Raw genomic sequence first — 17470 nt, 5'->3', positions numbered from 1 at the left:
ACCTCTATCGCTTTCTTTTATTCTTTCTACCCTAAAACAGCCATTCACTAGGTAGAAATTACAGTGTTAAAAAAACATTTCACCGACTATCAATTAGGAACTTTATCCATACTTTTTGCTTCAACCCTGTGGGGAACGACGGGCACCGCTGCCAGCTTGGCACCGGATGTCAGTGCTCTCGCCATTGGCGCATTTTCTATGGGTATTGGTGGATTTATGCAAGCATGTCTGTCTGCGAAGTCACTGAAGAGAGATTTTCGAAAAGTCGTACATAAGAAGAAAACGTTACTGGTTAGTATTATCGCCTTAGCCACCTACCCACTGGCTTTTTATTCATCAATGCGATTCGCCGGTGTGGCTATTGGTACGGTTGTTTCTATCTCCACTGCACCTTTCTTTTCTGCTTTGTTAGAGTGTCTCTTTAGCCGAAATCAGACCATAACCAAGCGCTGGATGATGAGTTTCGCAATCGGGGTCATTGGCATTACCTTGTTGCTGGCTTCTGAGTCATCCGCAAATAGCTTATTTGATCAGGATATGAAGCATTGGGGTGTATTACTTGGCCTATTGGCAGGTCTGACGTACGCCATTTACTCATGGGGAGTAAAGGCTATGATTGACCACGGCATTGAATCGCAAACGGCCATGGGAAGTGTTTTTGGTATTGGTGGAGTTTTGCTTCTACCAACACTTTTCATCACGGGCGATAATCTATTTGCATCATCAACTAATACGACGGTCATGCTCTACATGGCCTTGATTCCAATGGGGTTAGGTTACGTCGCTTTTGGGTTTGGGCTACGGTTTGTTACAGCCAGTGGAGCTAGCATACTCACGCTATTTGAACCTGTTATCGCAGCCGCACTAGCAGTTGCGATTGTTGGGGAAGAAATTTCTTTCATTGGTTGGGTTGGTATAACGTTGACACTTGTGTGTTTGTTTCTTCAGTCGAAAAGTTAAATTCAATGGAGATGAGCCAGCCCCAAAAAGTAACGCTGACGGTAGATAAAGTAAGGAGCAGCACCTACTCCCTACTTTACCATTTGAAATTACACCCAGCCTTCTGCCAAGTACATCAATCGCAATTGACTTGGTGAGCCTAGTTTTTCTAGCGCATCTAATTGGACGTCACTCAGGTTTGGGCATTTATCAAGATAAACCCGTCCGTTTGCTGCATCTAGGGGGAGCTTGTAGGTGAGCTTTTCGTTGATTTTACTTGCTTCCCCTTTATCAATCGCTCGAACAGCTGGCATGAGCCAATCCCAATCTTCTCCTAACAGTTTTTTAAACGCCCCGTTAGCAATAGACTCGGTTTTACTTGGTGCATCCTCTGGGCTTAGCTTCAAGATAGAGTCTACGTCAGGAACCAAGTGCTCACTTGGCTCTGAACCCAACATCTTTTTCAGTGTTAATCGAGCGGCTTCCATCTCTTGTGCCTCTTTAGGCGCTTGAGGAGAAGTCATTGCAGTATTCTCCTTAGGGCCAAGGTACGCCATTAATGCGCGGACAGAAGCCGGATCTTGCATACTGAAGGTAAAGTCTCCTTTTGCATTGGAAACTTCAAGTCTAGGTAAAACACCAGACATTTCGCCTTGCATAAGTTGCTCTTTTACTTCCGTATTTAACCCGTATGCCCCAGCTTGGTTCGCCACAAAGCCACCGCCGCTCATGATAGCAGTCGTTGCCGCAGAACCGATTGCCTCTTTTGCTATCGGTGTGACGCCCACCGTTGCTACAGAGCTAACACCGAACGTGCCCAGGCTCCCCGTCGCCATACCTAACGTAGCTCCAATGCCACCTTCAGCCGACAGTATCGCATGACCTTGAGCCAAGGTTTGCTGCATCGGCATAGAAAGACGTTGATCTCGCCCTGGCAGCTGTGAAATTTGTTCTAACTGATGATGGTAAGCCTCAGCATCACCATTTACGGCCGCTTTGTGCAGCTCTCGACCTGTAGAAATCAATAAGCCAACACCAGGTAATGCCAAGTTAATAACGGCGTTCACACCAGAACCTTTTAGCTTTTCTTTGCCCATCTGTAACAGTTCAGCAGCGAAGCCATCCATTTTTCCTGGATACTGGGCTTCTAAACTCACCTGCATACGCGGATCTTTGCTGATCGCATCAAACGTATTTTTAAGCTGCTGGTACGCATCGCTGCTCACTTTTATTTCATCCAATAGGCTGACAACTTCTAAGATTTTACGCTCAGTAAGTGGCTCACCGCGATAGCCTGAAGGACTCACTAGGGAGTAAGCCAACAGCGCAACCTCAGGTTTTTCTTGCTTAAGTAGCGCCTGCTTTAAATCAAGGTGAGTTTTGATGTTTTCTTGGAAAAACTTAGTGTATTTGCTTCTCAATACGCCTTCGTGAATAGAAGCAAACTTATGACCTTTGTGGAATGTGGAAGGTTCTTTTACTTCACCTCTTTTACTGATCACTCGGTCATCTTTTTGCGCAGCAACTGCACGAAACTGTTCTAGATCAGGTACTGGGCTTTGACTGATTTTTTGTGTTGTATTAACCATTTTTCTCTCCTACACACGAAGTGATTGAACATGAGCTTGTTCATGATTAGAGGTGGTTGGAATCGCTTGATCCAACATTGCGAAACGCGCTTGCCACAGCTCGGCCTGTTCAATAACTTCGTGAAACCAAGCGGTAAGGTTCGTCGTATTTAGATGCTCAACGGGTTTACGTCCTGCTAAGACAAGCTGTCGACCATTTGGAGCTAAAGCAAGTGCGAGGTTGCCACTACCAATTCCTTGATAGTTAGCATGAGCAAGAAGCTCTAAACCTTTTAGTCGTTGTTCACCGGATTTTTCTAACCCTCCGAACGTTACAGACAACATCAAATCATCCGTATCTGTCGCAATGAAATACAACATGTAGCGATCATCGACCAGTAGCTGACAACGTTCATTTTCTTCAAAATTCAGTTCGGGCAACTCATTGAGTTGGCAAAACTCCAAGAGCAGTTGTTGAATCGTGTTCATAACTTTTTCCTTTTGTTTCAATAACTCTATTGAACAACGATTGCAGATTGAACGATGTCGGTAATGGCTTTATTTTTGTCACTTTTTCGCCTTCATTGTGAGGTTTTCCGCAGAAATCTCGCTCTAAAATCGAGTTGCCAGAGTAATAAAAAAGAGCAGCTCAGAGCTGCTCTTTCAATAAAGGTTAGATGCTTAGCATGGTGTATTTGCTCACTTCTTTTGCAGAGTGACTAACCCAGTTTATGGCTATCAAAAATGACTTCTGTTGGCGGGAACATATTCGAAACAGGTGGTCGTTGTGCATCTCCAAACATTGGTGCACCGAATGCAGATGTCGCCCACGGGTCAACAATTTTCACATCCTTACTCCACGTTGATGGATCTTTTATGTCGCTCCCCTCTTGTCGACCAACCAGTACATAAAGGTGTGTACCTGAATGACCCTTTTTAAACGCAACCACTTCTACTTTGGGTTCACTTTCAGGTGTTCCTGACATGCCTTGAATCATCTCAGCGGCGGCAGCAAAAGCAAATGTAGTACAGCAGCCGGCTTTCGCGGTTTGTACTGCCTTAGCAATGTTCTGTAGAGTGCTTAATTGCGGTGCGGTTCCTCTTTGTGCTGCAGCTTGAACTCCGTTTGCGGACATCGTCGCTCGGTGATCTTGCATGATTCTCGCTTGATCCGCGTGAAGCTCTTTTAGTCGTGGCTTTCCTTTTGTTTCATAAAACTGTGACCCCTTAACACCGAACGTATTTAAGTCCGTACAGGCAAAATCACCAAGCTTTTGAAGGTTGGCTTTATGTTCGTTGATAAGCGCGACACTCGATGAGGCTTTATTGGTTTTGGAAGAAAAGGCTGCCGTTTGTGCAGTGGGCCAATTTGAGCTAGGGCCAGACGACAATCTCTCAAGATTTTTCAGGCTCCCAAGCGTTAACTTATTTTCACCGTTCAACACATTTTTCAGCATCAGCTTCGCAACATCTTTAGGAATACCCTGCTTAGTAAGCAGGTTCACTACAATATCTTTCGCTTTATTCTGGTGGCTAATACGCGCGCTGATACTTTTATTTTTTGGTGCGCCCTCTTTAACAAAAATATCTTTACCGTTGTGTGCTCGAACCTCTTTGTCGTCAGCTTGATTTTGTGTCGCCAAATGTGACGTTAACTGACTCAACGAGTGCATTTGCGATGTATTAATATTGACCATGTGTGATGCCTTAAACTTGAATAAATGCGTGTACGTCTGTTTGGCTAAAATCTACAACCGTGTTGTTTTGAAATAACTGTCCCCAAGTATCAACTAATTCGTTCAACTGAATGATTAAGTTAGCAATGTTGGTGAGTTCACTTCCAGTCGCGATAGCAACTTGAAGAACAACGTCTTTGCGTGTTGGATTCACACAAAACTGCACACCACCTGTTTCTCGATACAAAAAGTTGTATTCAAGTAAAACTTGAAGTTTATCTAGCGTAATATCATCTTGTTCTATAAGCAGGTTTTTGGAAATCAATAACTCGCCTTTTTCCTCTACGAGCAGAACATCGACACTGTTGTTTTCAGCAAAATGCAGTGACCACATTTGATCGTCATACGCTGTCACGCGCTCAAGGTTCAGCACTTCTCCCAGCTCAGAGAGAAGCATATTAATCTTTCCTGTATTCATGTTGTGTCCTGTCTAATTTATTATAACTAAGTGACATCGATATATTTGTTTCAGCGAAGCCACTTGGGTATAACGGCTCATTTAAATAAGCGAATAAGGATAAAAGAGATTTTATGGTGAGATAGAAACCGACACTTTATTTCAACGTCTCATTTTTATTGCTATTAGCCGTTTTATTGAGAAGAAAAATTAAGGTTAAGCTGGAAAATAAAAGAGCGGCAATCGCCGCTCCAAAAATTAAATAGAAGTAAAAAATCACTTAATACCGTGAAGGCTATTTTCTGCATCCATAGCTAAAGGATTGAACGAGTCGTTACGAAGTTCTGCTATCGCGTATAGCATGCGCCCCATGCGACCATTTCCATCGGTAAAGCCATGGTACCCGATAACTCCGGCGAACAAATGTTTACCTAAGTCTTTATCTTCTACAGGGTTCTCTTTCAAAAAGCCTTCAATGTGCTGCTTTAACATGCCCTCACCGCCAATACTTGAAGGCAAAGTACCACCCGAAATATTTGGCCCTCGGTAATCACGCTCAACATTAGGCACCAATCGAGCGTGTAGCTCTTTTAGGTTTTCCATATTCAATAAATCTTTACCATTAGACGCGTATTCTTTCAGTAAAGACGTAATATTTTCGGCATCGTTTCCTTTAGAGTTAGAAGCATTAATGATCCACGCCGCAGCTCTTTCAACATTATTGGTTACGCCACTTTTGTTAAACGCATCCTCCGCCAGTCCTTCAGCGTATACACCTTGGCTTAGATCGGTGCTTGCTAGACCTTCGATATGACGTTGTGCCGATTTAAGATGCATCACCTCCATATCAAACACCGCTTGCATTTGATTAATGCTAGCTGCCGGGTTTTTCTGCGCTGCAGATACACCACCTCCGTAGTCTTTTACTACACGTCCAGCAAGCAACTTCGCTGCACTTTCGCCAATCAGTGATCTGAGGTTTTTACCAGAATCGGTTTCTAACATTGCCTCTGTCATCGCTCGCTCAGCTAACTGGTTTAGCTCAGCAGAGTTCGACTGAACTGATTTACTGTCTAACTTCGCAAAGGCATTTAAGACATCTGATGCGGTTTTTATGCTTCCATCTTTGAAGAACATTTGTCCATGCTCAACAGAAGAAGCAGCTTGTAAACGCTGAGCTTGTCCTTGCTCATTATCAAATACGGCTTTTGTAAGGGCTTTCGCTACCGATTGTGGGCTACCTTCGCGAAACAGTTTTCCTGTCGCTTCAAAAAATCGCGCTACTGCACCATTCGTAGGATTGGCGCGAGTAAATTCTTGGGTCGCTGCGTTGATTTGGTATTCTTTGCCACCAATACTCAGCTTACCTTCGTTAAGTATCTCGTTACGAGCTTGCGGCATGGCGGCCTGCAACGCGCTAACACTTCCAAAACTGATCATGTTTTAAACCCTTAATGTGGAAAAATGAGTGGTATTCGTTTCCGGTACTTCGATTGTTTTATTGGTTACTTCTTGTGTATTCGCACTTTTTAACCACTCGATGAAATTCGCAAATGACTCATCGAAAAAAGATGCAGTTAGCAGTGGCTGAGGCAGGTGTATGAAACCGATATATCCGGTCTCTTCCTCCCAGCATACCGCTGGAGAGCCTTGCGTTAAGGCATCTTTCATATGTTGATGCAAAATATCAGCACTCGGTTTATTACCTGAAATCAGCCCGATAAGCGTCACACGATCTTCTTGTGCACGAATTGTGATTGCTGTGTTTTGCTCAACGAGTAGATGGCAACAATCATCTTCATCAAAAACCAACGGCTCCAATTGGCAGCGGCTGGCAAAATCTGTCAGTAAAGAAGTTATAAATCCATTAGCCATTCGACTAAATAATCCTATTTTTGTTTTAGAGGCGCTGCTTGGTTGCAACACTTATCAACTAAGCAGCTTTCTTAGGTGTATTCTTAAGGATTTATGGCAGTGAATATTTTAGAAATGGTCGGATTTTTTTTGTTTAAAGGCATTAAAATGAAAAAACTCAGCAAGTGCTGAGTTTTTGAGGTTTATTCATGAATCGTAATTTTACGCTCGCTGAGCTGCTTCACCATGGCTTGCTTTAATGCATGCAGCTGTCCATCAATACTGGCGTCGATGATCCCAACTTCTGTTTCCAAAATGCAGCCTCCATTTTTCAAGCGCGCATCTGCTACCACGTCAACATAACCGACTTCAGGGAAATCACTTAATACACCAGCCACCTTTTCTCTCACCTCAACAACCTGCTCTGGGTGGACATGTAAAATGACCTGCTTTTGGTTACTCACCAGTTGCAACGCTTCTCGAACTACACTCACCGTGGTATCGACATCATCGAAGGTATCGATGATCTTACGTACTGCTTCTAACACCACACCTGTCATTTTTTCTTCGACTTGCTGATAGTAGTCATTACAACGTGCTAAGGTTTCAACCATCGTTTGTGCATTTTCAATCTTGGCTTGTGCAAGGCCATCTTGATAACCACGTTGTTTTTCGGTTTCGTAGGCTTGTTGGGCATTAGCAATGATGCTTTCAGCTTTGGAGTTCGCGGCTTCAACTAAGTGTTGCGAATCCAGATAACTGGCATAATCTTTCGCTTTCAGCACCTTTAAGCCAGGTGCCAGCTGCAAATTGTCTGTTTTTATTTCAACAAATGAAACCATTGAGGAATAACCTGTTTTGCGATTTTTTTTGTGAGTCGATACGCCAGATCTCGTTGATCCGCTTCCAACCAGTTAGCTGTTTCCGCGTTTTCGCTAAGTTGCTTTTCTAATTTGAATTGCCAACGAAGAACAACATCTTCTGGTGAGTTAATCAAAATAAACCTCATCCAAAAATATCCTAGCGCCCTCATGCTTGCTTCAACAGACCTTTCATCCAGTAGTTCTGGTAACGCACGCTGCCAGCCTTGCGGCCAACTGGATAACAGCATCGGCCCGTTTTGAATTAAGAACCGAGCGCCTTCCAAACCAAAAACGTTGTTCAAAACCTGTTTCGGATGTTTTAAAACAACGCTTCGCATCGCAACGCAATGCAAAGCTCCACCCACCATCAATACGAGTTGATTCAACGCGTCTGTCGGGAGCAATGCCAAACTATGACAAGGTCTGTTAAAAGCCGTCTCAGGAACGGGAGATAACGTCCACTCATTGATACACCATTGGTTGAACATGGGGTTATCTCTCCAGCCTTCGATATTTAGTAACCAAGGCTGCTTTTGCTCTATCCAACTTCTATGGATGTACTGGCAAGGCGCATAGTTAAACTGGTGTTGTACCTGCGCGAGTGGTGTTTCTGGTTTAACCACGCTTCGTGTTCCTACGACACCATGTAAAAGTAGCGATATTCGAGCCGATGAGTGCCGCTACCAAGAACACCAAAATGGCGATAAGATTATTCGCCGTCTCTTTGGTGACCTGAACCGACAAAATACTTTTAAATTGATTGTTTTGAGTAGCAACTCGAACCTCTGATGAGGGTACCATCACTACGCTGATTCGATCGTAGTTCAACCCCTCAATACTGTTGTTCACTAATAATTTGATCTGCGGGACATATGAATCAAGCGCAATATCTGCCGCGTGTTTAATAAATACGGAGGCAGAAGCTGGAGTTGGGCGCTCTCCTGGACGCAGATCTTGATCTTCCAAAACAACATGAACACGTGCCACCAGCACGCCATCAATCTGAGATAAGGTTGACGAGAGCTCTTGAGATTTCGCGTACACCAAACGTGCTCGTTCTGCTAATGGTGACGAGATCAAATCGTCTTTAGGAAACACCTCTTTCAGTGTAGAAAACTGCTCTCTTGGATAACCTTTTCGCTTTAGCGCATCTACCGCGAAGGCGATTTGAGAACTGTCTACCATTAACTTGACGGTGTTGTCTTTGTCAGGTTCTTTTGTTGCAACGACACCTTCGGATAGTAAGATCGACAACATCTCATTACCCTCTTTCTGAGTAACGTTGGTGTATAGCTCGGTCTGACAACCTACCAGAAACAACGTGAGCATGATGAAAACTGCTCTCATTTTATTCATCATCACTATTGTGCCTTCAATAAGGTTTCTACGTTTTGTGTGGTTTTACCCACGGTTTTCGCGATCAGCTCTTCTTGAAAAGTAATGCGTGTCAGCGCCCACTGCATTTGCAGTAATTGCGCCGGATCATCACCCACCATCTTCATGTTGTCTTGCAGGTTACTTTTCGCGTTATCGATAGTGTTTTTCAACTCGCTGATGTTTTCTAGCAAACCGCCCTCCAGGCCATTACTTGCCTCGGGAACCGACATGGCTTGCTCAAAACGTTCGCTTAAACCGTCTTCGACTTGCGCATCCTGTAACTTATCAATGTTGGTTTGCATCACCTCGGTGTACTGCGTATTTATCATATGTACTCCTAAGATAAATCTAACTTGTGACTGTGAGTCATGATGTTTTTCACCATCGCATTTTTTTGGATCATGAAGCTAAGTTCATCACGAACCATGTCCAGTGTTGATGCCATATCAGGTAACGACTTCAACTCTGCCCAGCAATGCCATAAGGCTTGTTCTTTCTGGGCACCCAGTGGAAAATGCTGCGCTAGCATTGCTTTTAGTGCTGTTTTATCAGCAGGTGGTTCGGCAATAAGCTGTCCCGAAAAACTCCCTAGTAACTCCTGCTTCAACACCTTTAACAAATCAGATTGTGGCTGCTCGTTGCCTTTTGCACTCTTCGCCTCATGAAAGGCGTACCACATTGCCTCTCGTTTAACTTGAGGGTCGGAAAACGCTTCATTTAACGATGATAAGACACTTTGTTTACTGACAACCTCTGCGTCTTTTAATGATTCGTACCACGCTTTAATCTCCGCCAGTTTCGCTTCTGTTTTCTCTAGCGTCTCTTTTGGAGAAACATGTGAAACTTGCTCTTGCTTGTCACTTCGCTCCATGAGTGCTTTCATCTTGTCTTCATCGCTCCGCTCATAATGGCGCGACTCCGACTGACGCAAAGATTGGTGTTGAAGACTTAGGTTGCTTGAATCAATGATCATCCAAGATTCCTAATGTCCTGAGAAAAGCTCGCAGCAAATGCTTGGCTTTCTTCGCTTCCTTGTGACGCAAGCTCTACCCAGCTTTCCGCTTTGCTCAGTAAACCGGCTTTGGCAGAAGCAAGAGCCGCTAAGCTGATCAGATCTGGATAGGCATTACAAAGTGGTTCGAGTAATTGATGAGCCTCTTCATACAAGCCTTTATTCATGAGGCTCATTGCACGAATCATCGCAACGGTCTCTTCAGAACCTGAGCTTGCTTCAAGGCCATCTGCAATCGTGTTGGCTTCTTGATGACGATGCATACCTGTTGCCATCAGCGCGATTTCAGCCAGCAGTTGGCGCGTTTCTCGTTCCATGCTTTACACCTTCTGGAGAATCGACTGCATCACATCTTTAATCGCACGAGTGGTGGTCGCATTGATATTGTAAACAACAGACCATTTGTTGATCGCGTGCTGAAGCTCGGCAAGCTTTGATGGATCATCGGCATTGGTTTCTAGGTTCTTGATGGCTGCCGTCACTTCTGTGTTGGCATCTTTCGCTTGTTGTTCTAACTTAGCTTTAACATCATCAAGGTTTACACTGTTACTAGCATCGTAAAATGACATAAGACTTCCTCGTATTTTTTAGTTAGCTTCGTATGATTCAACGACCGCATGGGCGGCTGTGTAAGCTTCATACTGTTTGAGTAGCAATTGGTACTGCTGTGGTGAGCACCCTAAATCCAACTGACGTTTCACCACCGCTTGTGCTTCTAAGAGCTTGCTCTTAATCTTGTGCACTTCCGCACCGTTTGTGTCGTTATTTAAAATTTGTTCAAGATTTGTCATTGTTCGTCTCGCCTTCATATCCGAGTTCTATTGTTATCACCCGCCCGCCTTTAACCAACTCAATACCAGCAGGTGTAACACTGGATATTCGGTAGCCCTGAGGCGTTCTTGCACCGACCATATAGCGAACGTTATCGGTCAGAATCACATATGGAACCTGGCCAAAGTTAACGCTACGAAACGGGAAATCGATATTGGTGCCTTTACTCACCTTAGGTATGGATTTCAAAACTAAGTACGGTTTCTCACCATATTGTTCCCGGAAGTCTCGGGTCACACCGTAAAATCGAGTCGTTTCGATATCATCAAGCTCACCACGAACTTCGATGCGATCACCGCTGGTGACCAACTGGACTTTTTTCAGTAACTCCGCATCCGTCAATAACGCTTTTAGCGTATCCATGTAGGCACCCGCTCGCTGCAGTTCAACCTTCCACGCAATAAGACCCGGCACGTCTCGCTCCAAGATTTGTTCAACTTGGTTCCAGCGGCTTGCATCATCGATATAGCCCGTCAGCAGCAGTGTTCCGGTCTCATCGCCATTTTCGACTTTCACTTGGTGATAGCCGAGGTTGCGCAAAATAAATCGAACCCCGCGACGGATTTCTTCCATCGTTCTTAAGTCACTTTTGTAATTGATGCCCAATACATCAATTCGACCAAGCAGATCGAGTTTCTGTGTTCGGTCTTCAACATAACCCTCTAAGACTGCTTGGCGTGCGGCGGCATTCCATTCCACACGAACGTCGCTAAGTTTGAGCTCGCCTAAGATGTTACGTACCAAAACAATGGGTTCTGCTTCTGTAACAATTTCATTGTTGTTTCCGTTAGCTTGGCTGTACCACATACCGGCAAAAATGACACTCGGGACAAAACTACAGAGCAAAGCGATGAGCGTTGTTTTTTTCCAGCTAGAGCGTTGCACAGCAACCACAGGTGTATTCTGTTGGCTAGATTCGTCGCTGACGTTACTCACAATTAACGCATCTTCCGCGTATCCCAGAGCGAACTTCACAACGCCGACCGAGACAACAGCATGGCGTGACAACTCGATACCATCACCTGCAACAGCGATGTCTTCACTGTTAATATTTGCCTCTTCGCAGCCTCGTAAAATGACCGAGTCTTGCTGGCAAACGAGAGTGAAATGGTTCGCTTCGACCCCAGCATCAGACAGTACAAGATCAGCAATAAAGTCGTCACTGCCAAGCACGAGAGCACCTTCAGGTAAGGTGACTTCTACTCCGGTATGCACGCCTGATAAAATACGAATTTTCCATTGCTGCATCGCGGTTAAGACTCCTCTGAAGGGCGCACACACTCACTTTGTGAGTCATCACATTCCAATACTTTCACCCGCCAACCCTTTTGCCCTGTTGGTAATCGGCACTGCGTTAATTGAGACGACTTTTGCTGTGACAATAAGTCTTGTTGATAGCGCTCGGCTTGAACCCTCGATGTGCAGCTATATACTTCCACTACCGATTTAAATTCAGCGCTATTGTTGGAGATGTTGTTAAGCTTGCCGATACTTGGTCGCAAGTCATATTCGTTGCCAATCAACACACTATCGCCAATACCATCCACAACAATTCGAGGTTCTAAAATAAACATTCGTACTGTGCGGCGCTTAGTATTGGTATTACTTCTAAACAGCGCGCCTAAATATGGGATGTCTCCTAGCAATGGCACTTTACGTAACTGATGGCTCACTTCATCTCGGTACACACCACCGATAAGTAAGCTTTGCCCTTGTTTAACCGTCGCTAAGGTGCTGATTTCAGTTTTACGAACGGAAGGAAGATCATCAACGCCACCATCAGCGATCTTTGCACCGTCTTCGAGATGAAGGCTCAGGTTAATTTCAGGTCGTGCAGCAAATCTATCACCAACGATACGTGGGACAATTCTCAGTAACGTGCCATACGTGACCTCTTCCAGCGCTGCGGTTTCTTTACCAACCAGCTTGACGTAAAACGTGCTGCTGTTGTTCAGTACCGCTTCGATATTTTCCTGAGTTAACAATGTTGGTCTTGAAACCACTTGAGCACTGCCTTTGGATTCCAATAAACGAATTTGAGCCAGCAAGTAATTTAGGTTGGTTGAATCAAGCAAGGACTTAAAGTTCTGTCCACTGCCGAGCGTCACATCCCCCGAATTCACATCACCTGTTGTTTTGATATCGACAATGCGGTTGTTTCCGACAGACACTCCTGCTCGCCAATCCACGCCTAACTGACTTAAATCGTTGGCACTGATATCGACAATCGATAGCGCGACTTCAATTCTTGATTGCGGCTGGTCTAATTGCGCGACCAGTTTACGATAGAGCGGTAATCGTGCTTGAGTATCACGAACGATAATCGCATTAAGGCCCGGCTCTGCTTCAACTGTTGCGCCACCATGAACTGAGGCGGTTTTATTACTTTTTACAGGCTTATCTGAACTGGTAACTTCTTTGCTAGACGCACTCGTCACTTGAGTTTGAACACCAGACACGACCCGTTTTAACACCGATGCGATGCCAGGGACCGTAATTGTCTGATCTCGATATGAAATTTCTCTATCCGTTGCAGAAGCGTACTTCAAAGGAATTATCTCAACGAATAATTCGTCGGTTGAATTCGATTTCTGCAGCAAGCGCGTTTCCAATGCCTCCGCCGTTTGTACCACTAAGTCGACATAACGTGGAGGACCCGCAAGATAGACTAACCCTTTGCTCTCAGCAGCTCTCCAACCATAACGAGAATCCCAAACGCCGGTGGAAATTAACGTACTGCGTAGCTCTCTAGCCGTAAGTAATTCCAATTGAAGTAAACGTGAGCGAGTTTCTGTCGCCTTATAGACATGTAAGACGGCTCCATCGAAATACCACATCAAGTTGTACACTTGCGATAAGTAATCGAGGAATTCCGCCGGATCTTCAGGGGTAAAACGCCCATTCACTCGATCGTTGACTTTGTCACTAACAGAAACCGAGACACGATAATTTGCACCGAAGTTATTCAACAACTCTTTTAATGAGTCGTTATCTGCATAGTAGCGGAACGGTTGTTCGGGCCAGTGTAAGTCTGTTGCTTGCGCATATCCCAAAGGAACAACACTCACTGCGCATAACAATGCCTTTGTTGCAGCACGTCTAATGTTGGGAAAGATTTTTTGCATCATGGTAACCACACTGTATGGTTGATTGTGTGGTTCACACGTTCTTGTTCCAATAATGCAATGTAACGCTCACATAGATTGACGTGCTTAGAAAGCAAAGCAGAGAACCGTTCCACCGAACAGTCCTCAACCCGTACTTTACTTTGCAAAATCAATTGCTGATCATCATTGGTTGTCAGTACGCCGCCATCCGCACGAGTGGTTTTTAATGAGAGCTGCATGCAACGTTGTAACGCTTGTTCTTGTTGATAATCTAGATGCTCTTTAAACTGGAAGGGTAACGTCGCTTCCCATAAAATCCATGACGCACGTTGCTTGATGGTCAGTGATAACTGGTCAACCTCGATGTTGTAAGAACCATTTTCTGAGGCAATAAAATCCCCTACCTTTAGCGCTTCCGCTAAAGATTTCATCATCTTATCTAACATTTAACGCCCTATTTAGATCTGGCTGAGGTGATTGCAAGCCTGGCCGCACTGACCACTTTGAGTATCAAAATAGTAGTGATCGATATCACCAACAGTTTGCATGTTCTTGAACCATTGCCATACTTTCGCAACCGCATTTTGGTCGTTGTAAACCACATCGCATGCATCCCAAACTTCGTTCAGCTCAGGGGCTTCAAGTCGTACTTCCGAACACCAATTTTTCCACTCAGAAATAAATTGTTCGGTTGTCGAGGTGTACTCCGCGAACCCTTTCAGCTCGTCTAAAGACGGTTGCCACTTCTCAATTAACAAACGATGACATTCAATCACTTGCAACTGTTGTTCGCTTAACGTCCCAAGTTGCTTTTTAAGTTGATGCTGCTGGCTCTTAATAAGATCGAGTTGCTGTTGAACAAAGACGGCACTGGTGTCTTCCCCTGATAGCTTCGACCAATATTCCTTCTGAATATCGAGTTGATTGATAAGTTGTTCAACTTTAATCGAAGCATGAAGAGCACTTTGATCGACTTGTCGGTTAATCCACTCGTTGAGTGATAAATGGAAACAAAGCATCAACGTTTTTGGGACAGCCAAATTAAAGCGAAAGCCCAGACGAGAGTTGATGTAGTCCAGCCTTTGTTCGAACGTTGTGATTGTGCTGCTATCACTGAGCTGCGATCCAATTTCCAAAAATAAACGCATAGCAAACCGGTCTATCGAAGCACCAAGTTTTTGATACGTTTTTACTAACTGGCTAGCGCACAGGCTATCGACGACATTTCTATCCAACAAGCGTTGAAGTAAAGATAACTGCTCATAATTTATGACGCCTTCACTCAACAATTGTCGGTGATTGACGTGCACAACATTGAGATCCTGCGTAGGTTTCGAGGCGCTTTCATAACGAGCTCCTCTTTGTAAAACAGTCACTTTCCGCTGTGTCACTATGCTGTCTGGAAAAAGCGAACGGCGTCGCCAATGCTGCTTTTTCATTTATGTTCGTCTCCGCACCCCTTTCGAACAATCCAGAAAGAAAGAGATGTAATAATTTTTAATCGTTCGTTGTTACACGATACATAATAGAATTTACACTGGTGAGTGACTTTCAAAATTAGTCAGAAAATTTTAGTCCCAAGTCATTTCATTTCGCGATAGCCACTTGATCGTCTCCCGAACGTACGCGGCTTGGGGTCGTTCCAAAACGACGACGGTAACTCTGCGTAAAGTAAGACTGGCTGGAAAACCCTGCCTCCATCGCCACATCTACGATGCTCATCTTACTCGTCAACAGCAGTTTATGAGCATGCAGTAGTCGACGCTCACTGATCCAGGCTCTTGGAGAAATGCCATAGTGCTCATTAAAAAGCTCTTTAAAAGTGGTTAAGCTGGCACCAAACTCCTGCGCGTAGTCTGTCAACTTCCATTCTTTTAAGTAATGCTGTTCCATAAATCGACGTAACCGTTCCGACGTACGGTTTGTTTGTTGTGACAGCAACGCATACAGTGATTCTCCTCCTTTGCTGTGTAGCAAGAGAATGAGTAGTTCTTCGTATTTTAGGCACATAATGGCATCAGGGTACGCTTGTTGCTCAAGCGTCTGCATGCTAGAAAGCACTTGTTCAACGAGTATGTTCAAACCAAAAGTAAACAAACCAGAACAAACTTTGTCTACCTTAGGCAGCATCATCAAGAGATCACTGTGTTTTTGCAGCAACTGACTAACGAGTTCATTGTCGTAGGCAATAATCGACGCTTTGTATGCCCCATCTAGCGGAGAGTACTCTAACAAGTAATCTCCTTGGGATAGAAATACCCCATTTTCTGCAGCAACATCGATTGTGCAATCACCTGTTTGAACTCGAAGCTGACCATTGTGAACGACAACAATGTGAGACTGGTCTGAGTGAAATACTTCGTCAGATTTTTCATAGCAGGAAAAACTACGAATTTTTCGTGAACTCGAGTCGACCCTTTCTGAGTTTAGTTGGCCTGACACATCCATTTTCTACCCTTCATTATTTTGAGTTTCTCAGTGCAAATGTTGAGAAACTTTCAAAGCACTACTTTGATTGTTGTTATTTCTAAGTACTGCTGTATGAATTAAAGAAGCAAAGAAAAGAGCATAGAAGTTCTATCACTTACCATACCCCCCGAATAATTAGCGAATAACCCAAGCATTACCTTTACCTAAAGGTAAAAGTTTGACTTAGTAAATTTCTGCTGTCCGTCTTTATTATTTTTATCAGATAGCGTTTATCATTAGCCAAAACTTAAATATCATTTCGTTATTTAAGCTTGGTTGTTTTGTTATACATTAGAATACAATTAAATAGATTTCGGCATCGTTTCGAGAACAAAATTAAATTTCCAAAATCATAAAAATGTATGTTTTATAGCCTAAAAAGCCAAGCCAACGTGTTCAAGGAGCGAGATATAATCATAAAAAATACTGTTTTTGCAACAAGTATGAGTCTAAAAAACAACTGACCCGATGACTTCGAAGTCATGTAATTAATGTTTATAAAAGACAACAAATCTTTCACAAAAGGAAAGATATGGTCTTTATTTTTATAAATTAGAAAATTCTAATAAAAATGTAGTACTTAAAATTTTATCTGTTTATTTTTGGAACAAGAATCAAGTTTTCTTGTTTATTTCCCTCTAAAAATAAATAGTTCTTTTCTTTTTCAGCAACGAGCTCACCGTTTGAATAAAGCTTTCCAATAATCTTCATTTTTCCTTCACCAGCTTGAATTGGTGCAATTAAAAACGAATACTGCACAGGCAACTGAACGCCTTGGTAGCTCTGAGATGCCGATTTAAGACATTGATTATCAATAACTTTACATATTTCCACTTCAAGAGAAGTAATCGAAGGTGGAAAGTAGCCGTCGACAGAAACCCAACCATAGACTGATGCCTGACTCTGTGTATCAAAGTCATCCACCCCATTGACGGACACAGTCTGACTGCACCCACTCAGTATGAACAACCCAATAAAACCAGCCCATATAGAATTGTTCATTATGACCCCATAAACTTATTTTATATAATCTAGCTCATTTGAAATTCACACAATTCTTTATGTAAAAATATAAAAGATCAACTTATATTTATACTACAATCGGACAATAAATCGCATTTTTCAACAACACGTAGTTAACATGGACTGTAATTTCAAAAACAGTTTCTTCTCTCTTTCATTCCTTCCTTAATTGAAGTTCATTAGAGAAAATTGATATTCATATATATCATTGCCATCGAGATATGCATCTGAACACACTTACTTTTATCTTTCTATTTCTCTCAACACATTTAAAAGCCAAAATATAATAACAAC

Annotated in this window: 21 protein-coding genes; 1 reads left to right on the top strand and 20 read right to left on the bottom strand. The window is 43.4% G+C overall.

All coding sequences use genetic code 11. The features are described 5' to 3' along the window. Window positions 1–63: 63 nt before the first annotated feature. Complete coding sequence (locus L3V37_RS16015; RefSeq protein WP_086046793.1) at window positions 64–960, top strand: DMT family transporter; 897 nt, start codon at window positions 64–66, stop codon at window positions 958–960. An 89-nt stretch (window positions 961–1049) separates the two neighbouring features. Here L3V37_RS16015 and L3V37_RS16010 read toward each other — a convergent pair whose 3' ends face one another. The 20 genes from L3V37_RS16010 to L3V37_RS15915 all read right to left on the bottom strand — a co-directional run bounded on the left by L3V37_RS16010 (window position 1050) and on the right by L3V37_RS15915 (window position 17155). Next, the gene (locus L3V37_RS16010; protein WP_158173932.1) at window positions 1050–2528 is read right to left on the bottom strand and encodes a CesT family type III secretion system chaperone; all 1479 of its coding nucleotides are present in this window, start codon (window positions 2526–2528) and stop codon (window positions 1050–1052) included. A 9-nt stretch (window positions 2529–2537) separates the two neighbouring features. Continuing rightward, window positions 2538–2996 carry a CesT family type III secretion system chaperone gene (locus L3V37_RS16005; RefSeq protein WP_005377211.1) on the bottom strand — a complete coding sequence of 153 codons (459 nt, stop codon included), beginning with the start codon at window positions 2994–2996 and terminating at the stop codon, window positions 2538–2540. Window positions 2997–3226: 230 nt separating this feature from the next. Then, complete coding sequence (gene vopR, locus L3V37_RS16000) at window positions 3227–4204, bottom strand: type III secretion system effector VopR (RefSeq protein ID WP_005387142.1); 978 nt, start codon at window positions 4202–4204, stop codon at window positions 3227–3229. Window positions 4205–4214: 10 nt separating this feature from the next. Next, window positions 4215–4661, bottom strand: coding sequence for a type III secretion system chaperone (locus L3V37_RS15995; protein ID WP_053304389.1), 447 nt, complete (start codon window positions 4659–4661; stop codon window positions 4215–4217). A 255-nt stretch (window positions 4662–4916) separates the two neighbouring features. Next, a complete protein-coding gene (locus tag L3V37_RS15990; protein ID WP_225496946.1) occupies window positions 4917–6080 on the bottom strand; it encodes a VopS family T3SS effector adenosine monophosphate-protein transferase in 1164 nt (387 codons plus the stop codon). Between the two features lie 3 nt (window positions 6081–6083). Further along, entirely contained in the window at window positions 6084–6515 is a 432-nt protein-coding gene (locus tag L3V37_RS15985) for a type III secretion system chaperone (RefSeq protein ID WP_186584995.1), read from the bottom strand. 182 nt (window positions 6516–6697) lie between these two features. Next, window positions 6698–7336, bottom strand: coding sequence for an HrpE/YscL family type III secretion apparatus protein (locus tag L3V37_RS15980; protein WP_005387146.1), 639 nt, complete (start codon window positions 7334–7336; stop codon window positions 6698–6700). Then, window positions 7315–7980 carry a SctK family type III secretion system sorting platform protein VscK gene (gene vscK, locus L3V37_RS15975; RefSeq protein WP_206958215.1) on the bottom strand — a complete coding sequence of 222 codons (666 nt, stop codon included), beginning with the start codon at window positions 7978–7980 and terminating at the stop codon, window positions 7315–7317. Before vscK ends, L3V37_RS15980 begins: the two co-directional genes overlap by 22 nt. Further along, entirely contained in the window at window positions 7973–8719 is a 747-nt protein-coding gene (sctJ, locus tag L3V37_RS15970) for a type III secretion system inner membrane ring lipoprotein SctJ (protein ID WP_086012989.1), read from the bottom strand. The genes vscK and sctJ overlap by 8 nt, the downstream gene beginning before the upstream one ends. Next, complete coding sequence (gene sctI, locus L3V37_RS15965) at window positions 8719–9063, bottom strand: type III secretion system inner rod subunit SctI (protein WP_005387149.1); 345 nt, start codon at window positions 9061–9063, stop codon at window positions 8719–8721. Before sctI ends, sctJ begins: the two co-directional genes overlap by 1 nt. Before the next feature lie 8 nt (window positions 9064–9071). Beyond that, window positions 9072–9707: a YopR family T3SS polymerization control protein gene (locus tag L3V37_RS15960; protein ID WP_017821342.1), complete on the bottom strand. Its 636-nt coding sequence runs from the start codon at window positions 9705–9707 to the stop codon at window positions 9072–9074. Further along, the gene (locus tag L3V37_RS15955; RefSeq protein WP_005377200.1) at window positions 9704–10063 is read right to left on the bottom strand and encodes a YscG family type III secretion system chaperone; all 360 of its coding nucleotides are present in this window, start codon (window positions 10061–10063) and stop codon (window positions 9704–9706) included. The genes L3V37_RS15960 and L3V37_RS15955 overlap by 4 nt, the downstream gene beginning before the upstream one ends. A gap of 3 nt (window positions 10064–10066) precedes the next feature. Beyond that, window positions 10067–10315, bottom strand: a complete 249-nt coding sequence (sctF, locus tag L3V37_RS15950) for a type III secretion system needle filament subunit SctF (RefSeq protein WP_005377199.1) — start codon at window positions 10313–10315, stop codon at window positions 10067–10069. 18 nt (window positions 10316–10333) lie between these two features. Next, the gene (locus L3V37_RS15945) at window positions 10334–10537 is read right to left on the bottom strand and encodes an EscE/YscE/SsaE family type III secretion system needle protein co-chaperone (protein ID WP_005377198.1); all 204 of its coding nucleotides are present in this window, start codon (window positions 10535–10537) and stop codon (window positions 10334–10336) included. Continuing rightward, window positions 10524–11825, bottom strand: coding sequence for a type III secretion system inner membrane ring subunit SctD (sctD, locus tag L3V37_RS15940; protein ID WP_005377197.1), 1302 nt, complete (start codon window positions 11823–11825; stop codon window positions 10524–10526). Before sctD ends, L3V37_RS15945 begins: the two co-directional genes overlap by 14 nt. A 5-nt stretch (window positions 11826–11830) precedes the next feature. Then, a complete protein-coding gene (sctC, locus tag L3V37_RS15935) occupies window positions 11831–13714 on the bottom strand; it encodes a type III secretion system outer membrane ring subunit SctC (protein WP_237306589.1) in 1884 nt (627 codons plus the stop codon). Further along, window positions 13702–14130: a YscB family type III secretion system chaperone gene (locus L3V37_RS15930; RefSeq protein ID WP_237306588.1), complete on the bottom strand. Its 429-nt coding sequence runs from the start codon at window positions 14128–14130 to the stop codon at window positions 13702–13704. The genes sctC and L3V37_RS15930 overlap by 13 nt, the downstream gene beginning before the upstream one ends. A gap of 12 nt (window positions 14131–14142) precedes the next feature. Next, a complete protein-coding gene (locus tag L3V37_RS15925; protein ID WP_005377193.1) occupies window positions 14143–15123 on the bottom strand; it encodes a T3SS regulon anti-activator ExsD domain-containing protein in 981 nt (326 codons plus the stop codon). A 148-nt stretch (window positions 15124–15271) separates the two neighbouring features. Continuing rightward, a complete protein-coding gene (locus L3V37_RS15920; RefSeq protein ID WP_005377191.1) occupies window positions 15272–16132 on the bottom strand; it encodes an AraC family transcriptional regulator in 861 nt (286 codons plus the stop codon). 609 nt (window positions 16133–16741) lie between these two features. Continuing rightward, window positions 16742–17155: a YscW family type III secretion system pilotin gene (locus L3V37_RS15915; RefSeq protein WP_017634557.1), complete on the bottom strand. Its 414-nt coding sequence runs from the start codon at window positions 17153–17155 to the stop codon at window positions 16742–16744. Window positions 17156–17470: the final 315 nt, after the last annotated feature.

It is taken from the genome of Vibrio sp. D54 (assembly GCF_021728075.1).
Classification (GTDB): Bacteria; Pseudomonadota; Gammaproteobacteria; order Enterobacterales; family Vibrionaceae; genus Vibrio; species Vibrio alginolyticus.
This window is presented reverse-complemented; position numbering and strand designations above follow the sequence as displayed.